This is a genomic window from Nitrosomonas mobilis (genome assembly GCF_900103035.1).
Taxonomy (GTDB): Bacteria; Pseudomonadota; Gammaproteobacteria; order Burkholderiales; family Nitrosomonadaceae; genus Nitrosomonas; species Nitrosomonas mobilis.
The window spans coordinates 24,757-39,964 of the sequence record NZ_FMWO01000100.1 but is presented as its reverse complement, the minus strand read 5'-3'; the positions used below and the strand labels follow the sequence as shown (position 1 = coordinate 39,964).

The following is a 15,208-nucleotide window of genomic DNA, read 5'->3' as shown; positions in this document are numbered from 1 at the left end:
AAATCAAAACGGCGATTGAAGCGATAGGAGAATTCTGCAAGATAGCGCTGTGCATACTTGGCGTGATTGAATGCATGGTAGGTTCCGCTGAAGGCAGTCTTGAGATTGCCAAGAAGCGTATTGACCCAGCGAAACTCGGCACGCTGCACAGCAGATTTGCCACTTCCCACAATATGGCGCTCATGCTGCGCGGCTGTATGCGTAACCGCCCCGAAACACCCCAAACCATCAGATACGACTCGTGCAGTAGATGACAGACATTCAGCCGACCACTGTTTGAGCGCTTCGTATGTAAAACCCGCTACGGGAGTCAAGCGTATATAAAGTGGCTTCCCCTCGCTGTTTGTTTGTATTGCCGCTACAAATGGCGTCTTACTTGTCGCGCCCCGGCCGCGCTTTTCCGCCCTTTCACCTCCCAGATAAGCATCGTCAACCTCCACGCGTCCATCCAGACGGCGTTGCTCTTCGCGCAGCAGCATGGTCTGTAACAGCTTATGCTTGATCGACCATGCCGTTTTGTAACTTACCCCCAGCTGACGTTTGAGTTCCTATGCACTGACCGCATTCTTGCTTTGCGTCATCAAGTAAATGGCCAGAAACCAGGTTCTTAGCGGTAATTTAGTATTTTCAAACACGGTGCCGACAATTGAAGAACATTGGTAGCCACAACCCAGGCATTCCCATAGCTTGCGGCCGTTATGGGTACAGGAATATCGCTCCGCATCGCAGCGCAGGCATCTCCAGCCATGTGGCCACCTCGCAGCAAACAATGCTGCTTCACATTGTGCTTCCGTGCCATATTGATGCAGAAATTCATGCAGTGACAGGCCTGCCTGAAACTGAATTTTATTCATCGCCATTGCCATCCTCCTCTGATTTTGCTACGTTTCTTCGCAATTTGTAGATTTTACAAGATTTCTGAGAGAAGTAACTAATCAGGAAATATATTAGTTTTATTGATAACACATCACACTTAGAATGCGTACTTGAATAAACAGGAGCGATATAAAAAATGAAGATTAACCCTGTTTCAGCCCCGCCTGGAAATCATCAAACGGATTCCAGGCAAGTAATTTTCCGTGCTGTAGACAGTACCCGCCATGGCTCAGTGGATATCAAAAACAAAAAATCATGCACTTACTGGAATACCAGAAAAGCATACAAGAGCGCAAAATATTATGAAACTTAAATCAAAAACCCTTCTAGTTCTGTTATTGACAATTTTTATTACAAAACAACCGCTCGCATCCGCCAGGCCGACGCTGGAAGCGGCCGCGCAACGCGCCAAAGAAACGTTTCATTCCAAGGAATGGCGCGAAGTGCCCGACGAAGCTCTGGTGCGTGCCAATCGCATCAAATGGAATCGGATAGCCAAGGCGGCGCTTAATTTGCCAGACTGGGTTGAATTCGGATTGAGTCAGCGCACACGTTTCGAGTTCGTCTCGAACAACTGGCGCACCGGACAACGCAACGCCGACAACACTCAATTACCGCTGCAGTCGCGTGTGCGGCTGGGGATCAATCGTGGCCCATACTGGGTGTTATTCGAAGGACAGGATTCGCGCACGCATTTCGCCCAGGCTGGTGATTTTGCTGGACGTGAAGTCGCAAATAAATTCGACATCCTGCAATTGTTTGGCTCTGCCACTTTTAAGAACGTATTCGGCACTGAACTTAGAACCGATTTACATTTCGGTCGCATGACTCTGGAACTGGGCGCGGCGCGGCTGATCGGGCGTAACGATTTCCCGAATACCACCAATAACTTTGATGGCGGGCATCTGTCGATCGGCAACAACAAGGACTGGCGCGTGCGGGCATTCCTGACCGCACCAGTCAACCGCAAAAACGATGAACTGGATGACGCGCGGAATCGCACGCTGTTCTGGGGAACGGCCTTCGAGTCAACCCAAAACAAATGGGCCAGCGGCGAAATCTATTATCTGGGGCTCAGCGATGAATTCGACAGACAGTCCAACCGCGCAAAGCATCTACACACCACAGGCGCGCGGATCGTCAAAAAAGACATCAGACAGCGCAGCGATTTCGAATCGGAGCAAACAGGAGAGTTAGATTATGACCTCGAAGGCGCAGCACAGGTTGGTGACCGGCACGGCAAGGACCACTTCGCCTGGATGGCCTTCGCGCGCCTCGCATACACCCTGAACCAACCCTGGATTCCGCGCCTGGCCGGAGAATTCGTCTATGCCAGCGGCACCAGGAATCCAGATGGCGATCAGAGCGCCACTTTCGACCGCCTGTTCGGATTACGCCGCCCAGATCTTGGGCACACCAGTCTGTTTGGGCCATTCAGTCACTCGAACTTGATCAAGGTGGGATGGCGCTTGACCGCTCTTCCCAGGGATGACTTCAGGATATTTATCAAGCATCATCTGAACTGGCTCGCGGAGAAGCGCGACGCGCTCTCTGGGTCCGCCCTGCCGGGATTTTCCAACCTGCAGGACAGGACAGGCAGTTCCGGAAGCTTTCTTGGACATGACATCGAGCTGGTCGGGCGTTACCGGATCAGAGAAACTACCGATCTGGAAGCCGGTTATCAGCACTGGTTCAAGGGTAGTTTTTTTGATGGCCTGACGCAACTGGCCAACCGGGGAGGGTTGCCCATAAACGGCGAAAAAGACACCAATTATTTTTTCGTGCAAACCACGGTGAGATTCTGATTAAAAAGTGCGCTCCGTGCTCCATCAGTCCTGCTCGAGTAAGACCGTCTCCATGCTGCTGGATGGCCAGGCGGACATCGGATTGCAACAGAAGCACTGGGCAATGTCACTGATCCGATATCTTTTCCCTATTACACATAGCACCATGCGATTATCGTGCCGGCAAGCCATCCCCTGCAGCCTTGCCATCTACTTACTATCGAGACTATCGAACAGTTCTCCATTATTACCTACCGCCACGGGTTTCGACATTACCGGAAGTGTTGCAGCCGCGTGAACTAATCATGAAGAACTTTTGCCGTTGCGTAAATTACCGGTATTGTTACCGGCAACATCATGTTTGGCATAACCAGGATGTTGCTCCATCCCGGCTTCAAGGGCATGCTCAGCAAGCTTTTTCGTCAATTGCTTGAGGATGCTTTACTCACCAGGTAGGCCTTCTGGAGAGGTTTATAGTCAGCTAATAACTAGTCGACAAGCTGACCTGATACCAGCATTCTGTTTTTTTTTCAAATACATGGACAGAGTACCGCTTATACAGATTTTTTATACTCCCAGTCTTGGGTTTAAGCGGATGTCTCTCCATTGCCTACAATCTCCATCAGCTTCCCATAGCTAGTCACCACGTCGTATTTCACGTGTTCGGGATCAATCCTGCGGTTGATCTCCGCGAAGAACTTGCGGGCGCAGTCGATTTTCGTATGCTCGATGGCCCGCAGCTCCATGCTGGACATGGACCCTTTGGTTTCGGCAACGAAATAGATGTGTTTGACCGAGCCTTCCTTGAACGAAATGGCCCAGTCCGGGTTGTAGTCGCCAACGGGAGTAGGAATCAGGAAGCCTCGGGGAAGTTTTGCATAAACGACCACCTCGGTGCTGGTGTCCAGCTCTTCCACAAACTTCCGCTCAACCTTTGAGTCGGTTACACAATAATCGTAGATGTGGTTCTTCAGCTTCTCGCTGGCCCTGGTGAAATCCTGTTTGCTTTGGCCTGCGGTGAAAATATCGATATCGTGGGTCTCAGCGATGCTGTCGTAGCTCAGCCGTTCAATGATGATCGTTGCCTTCTGCTCATTGATAAGTCGTGAACTTTCGGCAATGAAATGCTCCGGGTTTTGTTTGAATTGCTTGAAAACTGCCGTCTGAACACCGCTTAAAACTTCAGCGATTGTCTTTCTTGTCAGTTGGGTGTTTTCGGCGATTTTCCCGAGCAGGTCATAGGTGACCATGGAATGGACGGATGTTCCATATTCGGTGCCCGTTTCGCGCAGTTCAAAGATCTGTCCAGACTTGAGTTGCTCGTAACTTGCCTGATTTGCCTGCTCACCTTTCTGAATCGTGTAAGTCAGCGGCGTCACCCGCAGCTCTTTGTCGAGCGTCCGGATGCAGTTCTGTATGAGTTCACTGGAATCAAACTCAACACGGTACACGGCCTTCTGGTTGATACGGTTCCATAGCGCCTTGAATTCTTTTTTCTCGAAGTTGGCATTCAGCGGATTAGTCTTCGGCTTGCGATCATCCCCCACGGGGGGCAGCTGCGACTCGCTGAAGACGCTGTCGATCAGGCTAAAAATTTGTTCTGCGTGAGGGGCAAGCTCGGACGGAAGCGCCGCAAGGGTCCCGTTGGCTTTTGCCTTGTGGTAGGCTTCGGCAACCTGATCCACGTCATCGGTATAGTCGTTCTTGAGCAGATACTTATATATCTGCTTGGCCATAACCGAGGTAATTTCCAGCACACCGGTTTCCGTGGTGATGGTTCTTCCGGTGAAGTAGGCTTCGTCCGCCTTGCGGAGGCGGGCAGAGAGGGAGCCGCTGATCTCGCGCTGAAGATTTCCGACAAAGTCCTTGTAGCTCTCGCTGGCGACTACGGTCAGGATATTCACGTCATGAACCGTTGCCGGGTTATCCATACGATCCCCATGCTGGTTGACGCTGATCCGCAACCCTCGGCCAACTTCCTGGCGGCGCGAGATCGTGTTGTCGCTGTGCTTGAGCATGCACATGACGAAAACATTGGGGTTGTCCCAACCTTCGCGCAGGGCGGAATGGGAAAAAATGAACCGGACCGGTTCCGCGAAGGAGAGTAGCCGTTCCTTATCCTTCAGGATCAGATCATAGGCATCGACATCATCTGAGAGCCCGGCGCCCTCTCCACGTGTCTTGAAGCTCGGATCGGTAAGCTTCTTGGTTTTTTTATCGATGGAGAAGTAACCGTCATGGGTACGACCAACATTGATGTCGGCCAGATACGTGCGGTAAGCCTCATTATCAAGCGCCAGCTCGCCTAAATATTCAGACTTAAGCTGTTCGTACTCATCCTCAAAAATACGGGCATATTCTCCCTGGTCATCCGCCTGACTGTAATCGCGATATTTGGCGACTTCATCAATAAAGAAAAGTGACAACACCTTGACGCCCTGTGTAAAGAGTCGCTTTTCCTTCTCCAGATGCGCTTTGATGGCTTCACGAATTTGAATTCTCCGCATGGTCGCTTCGGTTACATCACCCGTTGCATCACCTGCCGACAACACCTGTCCGCTGGTAAACTCAATTGTGTCCTTGTTGGCGTCGATCTGGGCGATGACAAAGCCGCGATATTGGTCCAGCTCGTTTGATTCAATGAACAGATCCTTGCCGCGCTCCAGGCGTTTGACGATCCGCTTGATCCCGCCGCCCTGGCGCACTTCCATTTCGATTCGGGCAACCGGTGCCTTCTTGGAAATCTCTATGGATTCCAGGTAGAGATAGGCGTTGGTACCAGCGAGACCCTTCACCGCAATGCCACGCACCGCGATCTTCTTCACCAGCTTCTGGTTGTAGGCGTCCAAGGCGTCGAGGCGGTGGATCTTGTTGTGCGTGGTTCGATGGGTGGCCGAGTAGCGCAGGATCATCAATGGTTTGAACTTGGCCAGCGCCTCCAGCGTCTTTTCGCCTTCCATTTTCTGAGGCTCATCCAAGATCAGGATGGGGCGGTTGCTGCTGATCACATCGATAGGCTTGCGCGACTGGAAGTCGTCCAGTTCGTCATAGATGCGGCGGTTATCCTTTCCCGTAGCATTGAACGCCTGGATATTAATGACCATGACGTTGATGCCTGCATCGGAAGAGAAGCTTTCCAGATGGTGCAGCTGCCTGGAGTTGTAGACAAAGAAGCGGGCCTTCTTGCCATAGCTCTCGGTAAAGTGCTCGGCAGTAATCTCCAGCGATTTGAGTACGCCTTCACGGATGGCAATGCTGGGTACCACCACGATGAACTTGGTCCAGCCGTAGCGCTTGTTCATCTCAAAAATGGTTTTGATGTAGCAGTAGGTTTTGCCGGTGCCGGTTTCCATCTCCACATCAAGATTGACCTTGCATCCGGCGCTTGACACTAGCTTGTCCGACAAGGACAGATTCTGTCGCCGCTGGACAGCATGGATATTGGCCAGCAGCTGGGCGCCGGTCAGTTGAATATCAGCATTCTTGAAACCATGAGCCTCCAAAAGGCTGGCTTGTGTATACTCCGTCCTATTTTTCGCCACGCCCGGGTCGATCCGGTAGGCAATGCCCGAGGTATTCACCTGCTCGGCAAAGCAGTCAACCACGGATTCCACCGCATTGGTTTGATAGGGCTGGACTTTGAACTTTAGTTTCATGCCAAGCCCTCCTTATATCGATTTCACTTCAGTGCCCGGAGACATCTGCTTAAAGATCTGCTCCACGTTGATCTTGACAGCATCAGATGCGAAGCCGTTGTCACGGAAAACGACACGCAGCGGTTCAAATCCGGCCAGCTCCTTGACCAGGTCCTCATTCACGCCGGTATCGAAGCAGGCGACAAGATCGTAGGGCGGCTCATTGACAAAAAAGACGGTCTTGCCCTGGATGACCTCTTTTCGGATAGGCAGTGAAAGATCTACGCCCCAGTCCAGCAATACCTGGAAGAGCAGGTCTTCGGGTGTGCGGTCTAACTTGGTATTGTCGGTGAAGAGCTGTATTTGACTTTGGTCAATGGCGTCCGGCGTGTAGTAGACGTCGGCCATGTTGGATGTATCGACCTTGAGGACGCGAAAGCCGATATCCAAATCTTTGGAACCGCGAAAATCGCGAACGTCGCGAAAGGTTTCTTTATCGCCCTCGGCGAATAATTTTTCTTTATTTTTCGCGTTGTTAGCGCCTTTCGCGGTTAACTCGTCTTTGATTTTCCTGCCAGCGCGGTGGATACGTTCTTTGCTGATCTCGGCGATGGTTTTATAGCCTGCCTTGAATGCCTCGGACTGTTCATCGCAGGGCTCGGGAAGCTGCACCATGATGAATTTGCGGTTGCCGCCGTCTTGGGCGTTAAGCTGCATGACAGCATGGGCGGTAGTGGCAGAACCTGCGAAGAAATCTAAAAGTATCTGGTTTTTCTCGTTATAGATTCCAAATTGGATTAACTTAGATATAAAAGTAGTTGGCTTTGGATAACTAAAAATCTTTTTTTTCCCAAATAGCTCGACAACTTCAGCAGATCCATCCTTCGTAGTCCCACAAAATATTTGAATAGAGCTTGGTGTCCTGGTGTCTCCTTTCTCATGTCTTTCCATTAGGAAAAGCTTTCTTTTTGGAGCCGAATCACCACCTAGCCCAAAGGCAATCCTATTGTCATCACATAGTTTCTTATATTGCTCAGGGTTTATTGCCCAACTCCGACCTTCAGGCGGCCAGTATTCCTCTCCAGTGTTGGGATTCAAAATAGGATAATGTGTATTTCCCCCGGGCTTATTTGCGTCTAGCGGAACCAGTTTCCATGGCCCTCTTGGATCATTATCCCTATTTTGATATTCCGATTCGTTGAGCTTCTCACCGTAAAACTTCAGATGAACACGGTCTTTAGAGTATATGACCGTATGATTATGATTCATTGACACCTCATGATCATCCGAAATTGAGGTTCGCGATTGCCAAACTATATTTGATACAAAATTGGATTCCCCAAATATTTCATCACACATCCTTCGGAGATTGGCTAGTTCGCTATCGTCAATACTAATAAAAATAACACCGTCATCCTGCAGTAAATTCCTCGCAAGTTTTAATCGCGGATATATCATAGAAAGCCAGTCCGAATGAAACCTCCCATTGGCCTCGGTATTAGCAATCAGCCGATTGCCTTCTTCATCTTTCTGATTTGACCTTTTCAGGAATTCTTCTACATTCTCGGCAAAATCGTCTTCATAGATAAAGTCGTTACCCGTGTTGTACGGCGGATCAATGTAGATCATCTTGACCTTGCCGAGGTAGGTCTCCTGGAACAGCTTCAAGGCCTCCAGATTGTCGCCCTCGATAAACAGATTCCTCGTGGTATCAAAATCCACACTCTCTTCCCGGCAGGGGCGCAGGGTTTTGGCAATGGGCACGTTCGCGGTGAGCAGGGCTTCCCGCTTGCCGGGCCAGTTGAGGTGGTAACGTTCTTGGGGGCCTTCCACGATGGATTCCGACAATTCCTGTCGTAACTGATCAAAGTCTACCGCCAGCCTCAGCTGACCATTCTCGCCATGAGCCTCGGTCACGCAGCCGGGAAACAGCTCACGGATACGGGCGATATTTTCCTGAGTCAGGTTCGGGGAGTGCATTTTCATCTTTTCCATATACAACCTCTTTCTTTAACCACGAAACACACGAAATACTCGAAAGTGTTTCATAGGATGATTCTTTCAATTTGCGCTTTGGGGTAGTGGCCAAAGTTGACCAACAAGCCGAGTTTCAATCCGGTTGCCTTCAGGTAGTTGAACAGCTGGGCCTTGTGTGCTTTGCCTAACTCCGTAACCGCCTTCAACTCAACAATGATTTTGTCGAAGCAGATAAAATCAGGTTTGTATCGCTGCTCCAGAGCCTGCCCTTTGTAGGTCAGGATTAATTCTTTTTGCGGCTGGAATGGAACTCCTCGTTGCCTCAGCTCTTTTGCCAGACACTCTTGATAGACGGCTTCCAGAAAACCACAGCCCATTTCACGATACACATCGAAGATGGCACCCTGAATGGCGAACACTTCTTCTCTATACAGTATTTTTTCGTGCTTTTCGTGTTTTTCGTGGTTCATGAGATCAATCCTTCCAGTTCTTGTTTCAGCTCACGCAGCTCGGCGTTGATCGCAACCTTGCGGTTAAATTGTTTCTCTTTGCGGAGCCGGACTTCGCAACGCTCCAGCTCATGCTGCTTGAGGCGAATGCGCTCCATCCGTTCCACCCGTGTTTGCAGGTCTTCGCCCAGCCGTGCCGGATAGGGCATCAATCCATCGAGTATTTTTTCATACAACTGCCCCAAATCTCTTACCAAAGGTAAAGGCTTTCTTTGAACTACGGAATACACAGACGGCACGGAAGGATTTTGTTTGTTAATTTCTGTGTTTTCCGTGGTTAACTCTTTTACCCAGTCGCTAACGAAATATTCACTAATAACCCACTTGCCGGCATCCGCTTCGCTCGGTCTTTTAAAGGCGGCAATGGATTTTACTTTGCCGTCGAACTGAAGCTCAAAAATGATCGGAAAGGAAATGGCCAGGTCAATGCAACGCAGCGCCTCTGTTTTCAGTTCGCCCCCCTTAAGAGCAATACTGAAAATCTGGATCTCCGGAACAGACGGCGTCCCCTTAAGGTTGACGGTTTCCGGGGCAAGCTTGAATTGCCAGACAATCTGTTTCACTTGCCGGACAAACAGATTTTTAACGGCAGTACTCGTGCTTGCGTACTCATATATTTTACTTTTGGGCAGCATACGCCCGAACTTTGCCGGTTCGGGGTAGGCAAATAACGTACTCATGCCCATCCCCATTTTGTGACCGCGAAAATCGCGAACGACGCGAAAGAAGAATATTTCCCGTTTTTCACTTTTCGTGTGTTTCGTGGCTTCATCACGCTCCCTCCTGTACCACAAGAAAGGCGATGAGTTCGAAATCATCAAGCCCTGCAATGGTGTTCACCAGGGCCGTGGTTCTGCCACCGGAGAAGAGGCTGTCCAGATCTTTTTCCTCCTTGACGTCGATCATCGAACGGATCGCGGTATCCAGAAGGTTGGAATAAGATTTCATGTTCCGGCCTTCGTCGGTCTGCTGATTGAAGAGGCGGCAGACCGACTGAATGGGCTCCGATTGCTCTTTGCAGCTGGAACGCACCAGATCCAGCAGTGTTTTGACCTCGGTGTGGTTGGCAATGACCTGCCCGTCGCCAGAGATATAGATCAAATAGTAGGGGTGCAACCGATTCTGCTGATTGATATTGACCGCATGGTTGCAGTTGCGCAGGGCAAAGATGGCACCAGGGTGCAATCCCAGCTCGGGTCTGGCGGGGACAACCGCATGCAAGCCATTGGGCACGTTGGCGAGGTCGCCATTAGTTTTGACATAATTCAGCAGGTCCATACGGAAATCGTTCAGGCCAAGATCAGTGATGGATACACCGGTTTTCAGGTCCTCTAGCTCGATCACTTCCTCCTGCAGCCGCCGAAGTTGCTCTTTCCGGTAGGATATATCGCTGCTTTTTGCGGTGAGGACGTTATCGTCACCAGTGGCTGTCACGTCGGCAATGACCATTCGATTTTCGACCCGCTCCTTAAGATTGATGTATTCATCCAGAGAAATGTCGGGCCAGTAGTTGACCAACTGGATAGTTTTGTTGATGGAGCCGATACGGTCGATCCGGCCAAATCGCTGAATGATACGAACCGGATTCCAGTGGATGTCGTAGTTGATCAGATAGTCGCAGTCCTGAAGGTTTTGCCCTTCGGAAATGCAGTCGGTGCCAATCAGCAGGTCCAATTCAGCTGGTTCATTTGGCAGCACCTGGGCCTTCTCCTTGGCGCGAGGAGAAAAAAGCGTCAACAGCGACTGAAAATCATAATTCTTTTTGAGGGTTGACTTCGGCACATCCTTGCCGGTTACTTTCCCGGTGTGCAGCCTCTGCGTTGCCAGGAGGGTATCCGCTAGATTGTTGTAGAGGTAGTTGGCTGTGTCAGCAAAGGCAGTGAAAACAAGTATCTTTCTATTGCCGTCATTGATAGGGTTGTTAATCTTGCCGAGAATCAGGGATTTCAAGTGTTGCAGCTTGGCGTCGTCCTCGGGGGTGACTTTTGCCATGGAGCTTAGCAAGGCGTTAATAACTTCCAGATCAACCTTCAGATCATGTTCCCACGAGGGAAGATCCATGTCGGCAAGGTTTATCTTCACCTTGCCACCGATCTCGGCGTCATCCGGAACTGGGATATCATCCTCCTCGGCTTCGAGGTTTGCTATGGCTTCGGTCCAGCCAAAGACACTGCCAGCAGCGCCTGCGACCCTGAATGAAGTAATTTTGCTCAGAGTCCGGGCGTGGTTGTCATGCAGGCTTTTCAGGGTAAGCCGAAAAGCCTCAACCGAGCTTTCCAGACGCTTGAGCAGATTGGTCGTCATCAATGCCTGCAAGCTTCTTTCGCGATCTGCCTGCTTCAGCTTCCCTTTGCCACCTTCTACCTGCGTGTCGTACAGGTCTTCATATTTTTTGAGCCGACTGGGCAGGATGTAGCTAATCGGCGCATAGACGGCGAGCTTAAGCAACGAGAGCTGTTCAAAGATCTCGTTAAAGCTCATGACATCCGTTCGCCCGGCCAGTGGCGAATGAAATGAGAGCGGTTTGCGGCGCTCGGGAAATTGGCCTATATCACTGGTGTCGTAAAAGGTCTGGATGTGCTTGCGCGAACGGGCGATGGTGACGCTGTCAAGCAACTCAAAGAAGTCAAAATCAAGGGAATCCAGAATAGCTCGCGCCGTGCGATCCTCAGGTGCCAGTTTTGACCACTTATTGAAGACCATCTGGGCATTGCGGAAGATTTCTTCCACTGATCTGTCCGTGCGCAGCTTCTTGCTGAGATTTTCAGAGTCGCCTTCGTAAGCCAGCGCGAGTTGGTTGCGCAGATCATTGAAGCGGTTATTGACTGGGGTGGCGGACAGCATCAGAACCTTGGTTTTAACGCCCTGGCGGACGATCTGGTTCATCAGTTTCTGATAGCGGGTTTCCCGGTCTTTAACGGCATCGTTGTTGCGGAAATTGTGCGACTCATCGATCACGACCAGATCATAATTGCCCCAGTTAACGCGGTTCAGAGGAGTGCCAAACGACTCTCCCGAGGTGCGGGACAGATCGGTGTGGCACAGCACATCATAATTGAAGCGATCCCTGGAGAAGATGTTGGTCGTCAGGTTGCTGTTGTAATTCAGCCAGTTGTCTGCAAGTTTCTTGGGACACAGCACCAGCACCGAACGGTTGCGCAGCTCGTAATATTTCACAACGGCCAGAGCTGTGAATGTTTTACCAAGCCCTACGCTGTCGGCCAGGATGCAGCCGTTATAGGTTTCCAGCTTGTTGATAATGCCTATGGCGGCATCACGCTGAAAATTGAAAAGCTTGTTCCAGACCAGCGTGTCCTGATAACCCGTGCGGTCATTGGGCAGGACATCTTCGTCGATATCATCGAGAAAATCACTAAAGATGTTGTAGAGCATCAGGAAGTAGATGCGCTCTGGCGAATTTTCCTGATAGACCGACGCGATATGATCACAGATCGCGGTAGTCACATCTTCAAGTTTCGTTGGATCATTCCAGATCTGGTCAAAGAGCTGAAGGTATGTCGACGTAAAGGCCGTCTCTTCTACCCGATTGACGATGTTGGAAACAGCATCACCCTGCTGATATCCCAGATCCACGGCGGTGAAACCATGCAAAGGCATATAGGCCGCTTCCAGCGAAGGCCCCTGAATGCAGGCAAACTGCTGCATCGGAGATTTGGTTTTATTAGAGCGGAATCTGACTTTGCGGCGCATCCATTCGGCACACTCGCGGGCAATAGCGCGCTGGGTGAGTTTATTGCGAAGCTGGATTTCAAATTCGGAGCCAAAGAGGCTGCGTTCCCGGTTGACCTTAGGGATAAAAAACTCTCGGCGTTCTTTTCTGAGTTTGTCTGTAACTTCGTTAGGAATGAAGGTTGGAGCGGTGAAGATGAATTCCAACGAATCAATCTTTGAGAGTTCCAACTTCAAGGCTTCATAGGCATAGATCGAAAAGCACGATGCTGCGATCTTCAGTTTGGCCTTGGGGTAGATGGAGGCCTTCAGATCGTCGCCCAACAAAGAATTGATGTTGTCGATGATCTTCATTCATTAGAACCCTTCTTGTTACGGTCTATCGCGCCACCAGCCTTAACCCACTCGTCGATCTCGTCTACTGATAACCAGCGGTCTTCCATCTCGGCCATTTTTCTAGCTCCTCATGGGCGATTGATTTTCTTGCTACGCCAGAGGCGGTAACGGGGATGCTGGGCTCAGCATCCCCAGCTTAAAATAGCCTCTAATATATTAGGCAGTAGTGATTGTCAAACGCTTTCTCCTACACTTTTCTGGACGAAGGCATGGATAATTACGCCCGAGCAAGGCAAGGGGCTGCGTGGCCAGCGCGTGGTTACCATGCTATCTAGTCGCCCAGATTGATCCCGGTTGTAGTCAAGCCGATGGTTGCATTACTGGAAGTGTTGCAGCCGCGTGAACTAATCATGAAAAACGGTATCGCCGACGAAATTAAATGTATCTTGCATATAGATGCTCTCAATTTCATGCTTTCCGACTAGATTCTCGAATAATCATGTTTATTTCATTCAGCATGGTCTGGGAGTTTACATAATCCACTTTAACCGGGGATACGCTACCATTGTGCAATAACCGTAAGGCTGGAAAAGAATGGGCCCCCAGCCTTCTCGCTAGCTGAACTTCGCGCTGCAAAACTTGTATGGTTTCTGGGCTATTCAGTTCCTCGCTAAAAATCTTCGTATTGAGCCCTATTTCACCGGCACATTTTTCCAAAATAGATGACAGTGAAGGATTTTGAGCACGCCGGTAATACGCCTGCTGTATGGCGTGCAGCATGGGCAACATGGCTTCCTCTCGTTGCTTTCTGGCTGCGAGGATAGCGCGACAGGCCGGGTAGGTTGAGCGGATCGGTTGATTCTGTGACCAAAAATCCCAGTTGAACTGAACACCAGGAACAGTCTGTTCAATTTGGCGCCATGCCTGCTGGATATGTTTCTGCATACTTGGCGGCATCGGCTCCGACGTATCCGGCGCCAATCCTCCAAGCACATGAATAATCTCGATATTTTTTGGCAATGCCAGTTGCAACGCAGTCCAGCTGCGGCTGAATGCATAGCACCAACTGCACATGGCGTCATATATGTAATATAACGTGGTGACGGGTTGAGTATTCGGAGTCACGAAAAAGAGCGTACACCAATGTCCATTACTCTATACGACGACAGGTTGGATGTGTATGCCGTATTCATTTTTTGCCGTTACTTTCCAGTTTTTTTGTTCAGCCTCATATTCGGACACGACATTGATTTTCAACTGGTTTTCTCCACCCCGATACTAAAGATAGCCACCTAAAGCCAACAGGAACAGATAAGATAATTTCATTGCGTGCCCCCTTCTTAACCCGCCTGACATGTACCTTGTAAAAACTAAGCTGGCGCGCAACAAGAAAATTTTTTGTGGAGGAGGATATGAGAGAAGAGTGTTACGTTTGAAATGGTTGCGGGGGCAGGATTTGAACCTGCGACCTTCGGGTTATGAGCCCGACGAGCTGCCAGACTGCTCCACCCCGCGTCCGAGCCTTACACTATACAGAATTTAATTGATCTCAGTCAACTATTTCAGCCGGTTTTAAGATTTTTGTTTATCACGTTCAATCATCGCATAGGCCGAGTGGTTATGAATAGATTCAAAGTTTTCTGATTCCACCACATAGGCATCTATCCGGTTATCTCGATTTAGCACCTCGGCAACATCACGCACCAGATCTTCAACAAATTTTGGATTATCGTAAGCTTTTTCCGTAACATATTTCTCATCGGGGCGCTTGAGCAACCCGAACAGTTCACAAGAAGCGTTTTCTTCGGCAATCCGGATAATATCCTCGATCCATACAAAGCTATTTGTTTTAACTGCAATCGAGACATGTGATCGCTGGTTATGCGCACCATAATCCGATATTTTTTTGGAACATGGACATAAGCTGGTAACCGGCACGACGACTTTCATGGTGAAAGTATACTGACCAGATGGCTGGCCGATTTCCCCAATAAACATGACCTCATAATCCATCAGGCTCTGCACACCCGACACTGGAGCCGCCTTGTTCACAAAATAAGGGAATGTCATTTCGATACGCCCGGAAGTCGATTCCAGTCTGGCAACCATGGCACGCAGAATACTTTCAAACGATTCTACCGAGATCTCACGTTCCTGGCTATTCAAGATCTCCACAAAACGGGACATGTGCGTTCCCTTGAAATTATGAGGTAGATCAACATACATATTAAAAAGTGCTACCGTATGCTGTACACCACCATCCTTATCTCCCACTTTAACCGGATGACGTATGGCTTTGATGCCCACCCTGTCAATTGCGATTCGCCTGGTATCTGCAGAGTTCTGTACATCTGCAATGGGTAAATCGATCTGCTTATTCATAGCATTTCCTATCAGTTGA

Annotated in this window: 11 protein-coding genes, 1 tRNA gene and 1 pseudogene; 2 read left to right on the top strand and 11 right to left on the bottom strand. The window is 49.8% G+C overall.

Annotated features, from left to right (window positions below; all coding sequences use genetic code 11):
* Window positions 1–491, bottom strand: a 491-nt coding sequence (locus NSMM_RS14000) for an IS1595 family transposase (RefSeq protein WP_245654826.1), incomplete at its 3' end; no start/stop codon positions are given.
* A 57-nt stretch (window positions 492–548) separates the two neighbouring features.
* Window positions 549–860: a transposase gene (locus NSMM_RS13995; protein ID WP_176753989.1), complete on the bottom strand. Its 312-nt coding sequence runs from the start codon at window positions 858–860 to the stop codon at window positions 549–551.
* A gap of 318 nt (window positions 861–1,178) precedes the next feature.
* Between NSMM_RS13995 and NSMM_RS13990 the strand changes: the two genes are divergently transcribed.
* Entirely contained in the window at window positions 1,179–2,681 is a 1,503-nt protein-coding gene (locus tag NSMM_RS13990) for an alginate export family protein (protein ID WP_176753988.1), read from the top strand.
* A gap of 7 nt (window positions 2,682–2,688) precedes the next feature.
* Window positions 2,689–2,958 (top strand): hypothetical protein, encoded by a 270-nt coding sequence (locus NSMM_RS15380; RefSeq protein ID WP_143001960.1) that lies wholly within the window; start codon window positions 2,689–2,691, stop codon window positions 2,956–2,958.
* A gap of 14 nt (window positions 2,959–2,972) precedes the next feature.
* On the opposite strand, the pseudogene NSMM_RS13985 reads toward NSMM_RS15380, so the two are convergent.
* From NSMM_RS13985 to folE2, 9 genes and pseudogenes are all read right to left on the bottom strand, one after another.
* Window positions 2,973–3,178 (bottom strand): annotated as a pseudogene (locus NSMM_RS13985) (IS256 family transposase); the annotation flags it as partial.
* Window positions 3,179–3,247: 69 nt separating this feature from the next.
* Entirely contained in the window at window positions 3,248–6,316 is a 3,069-nt protein-coding gene (locus NSMM_RS13980) for a type III restriction-modification system endonuclease (protein WP_090288390.1), read from the bottom strand.
* A gap of 12 nt (window positions 6,317–6,328) precedes the next feature.
* Window positions 6,329–8,290 (bottom strand): site-specific DNA-methyltransferase, encoded by a 1,962-nt coding sequence (locus NSMM_RS13975; RefSeq protein WP_090288388.1) that lies wholly within the window; start codon window positions 8,288–8,290, stop codon window positions 6,329–6,331.
* Window positions 8,291–8,340: 50 nt separating this feature from the next.
* Entirely contained in the window at window positions 8,341–8,742 is a 402-nt protein-coding gene (locus NSMM_RS13970) for a GxxExxY protein (RefSeq protein WP_090288386.1), read from the bottom strand.
* Window positions 8,739–9,599, bottom strand: a complete 861-nt coding sequence (locus tag NSMM_RS13965) for a DUF4391 domain-containing protein (RefSeq protein WP_218121145.1) — start codon at window positions 9,597–9,599, stop codon at window positions 8,739–8,741. The genes NSMM_RS13970 and NSMM_RS13965 overlap by 4 nt, the downstream gene beginning before the upstream one ends.
* Window positions 9,553–12,825 (bottom strand): helicase-related protein, encoded by a 3,273-nt coding sequence (locus NSMM_RS13960; protein ID WP_090288382.1) that lies wholly within the window; start codon window positions 12,823–12,825, stop codon window positions 9,553–9,555. The genes NSMM_RS13965 and NSMM_RS13960 overlap by 47 nt, the downstream gene beginning before the upstream one ends.
* A gap of 450 nt (window positions 12,826–13,275) precedes the next feature.
* The gene (locus tag NSMM_RS13955; protein ID WP_090288381.1) at window positions 13,276–13,881 is read right to left on the bottom strand and encodes a DsbA family protein; all 606 of its coding nucleotides are present in this window, start codon (window positions 13,879–13,881) and stop codon (window positions 13,276–13,278) included.
* Window positions 13,882–14,245: 364 nt separating this feature from the next.
* Window positions 14,246–14,322 (bottom strand) — tRNA-Met (locus NSMM_RS13950).
* Between the two features lie 57 nt (window positions 14,323–14,379).
* A complete protein-coding gene (gene folE2, locus NSMM_RS13945) occupies window positions 14,380–15,189 on the bottom strand; it encodes a GTP cyclohydrolase FolE2 (RefSeq protein WP_090288379.1) in 810 nt (269 codons plus the stop codon).
* Window positions 15,190–15,208 lie beyond the last annotated feature (19 nt).

What these genes read in the sequence shown, in the direction of transcription:
- NSMM_RS13980 (WP_090288390.1), bottom strand. Translation starts at nt 6,316, where the DNA reads ATGAAACTAAAGTTCAAAGTCCAGCCCTATCAAACCAATGCGGTGGAA.
- NSMM_RS13975 (WP_090288388.1), bottom strand. Translation starts at nt 8,290, where the DNA reads ATGGAAAAGATGAAAATGCACTCCCCGAACCTGACTCAGGAAAATATC.
- folE2 (WP_090288379.1), bottom strand. Translation starts at nt 15,189, where the DNA reads ATGAATAAGCAGATCGATTTACCCATTGCAGATGTACAGAACTCTGCA.
- NSMM_RS13965 (WP_218121145.1), bottom strand. Translation starts at nt 9,599, where the DNA reads ATGATTTCGAACTCATCGCCTTTCTTGTGGTACAGGAGGGAGCGTGAT.
- NSMM_RS13955 (WP_090288381.1), bottom strand. Translation starts at nt 13,881, where the DNA reads ATGTGCAGTTGGTGCTATGCATTCAGCCGCAGCTGGACTGCGTTGCAA.
- NSMM_RS13995 (WP_176753989.1), bottom strand. Translation starts at nt 860, where the DNA reads ATGGCGATGAATAAAATTCAGTTTCAGGCAGGCCTGTCACTGCATGAA.
- NSMM_RS13960 (WP_090288382.1), bottom strand. Translation starts at nt 12,825, where the DNA reads ATGAAGATCATCGACAACATCAATTCTTTGTTGGGCGACGATCTGAAG.
- NSMM_RS13970 (WP_090288386.1), bottom strand. Translation starts at nt 8,742, where the DNA reads ATGAACCACGAAAAACACGAAAAGCACGAAAAAATACTGTATAGAGAA.
- NSMM_RS13990 (WP_176753988.1), top strand. Translation starts at nt 1,179, where the DNA reads ATGAAACTTAAATCAAAAACCCTTCTAGTTCTGTTATTGACAATTTTT.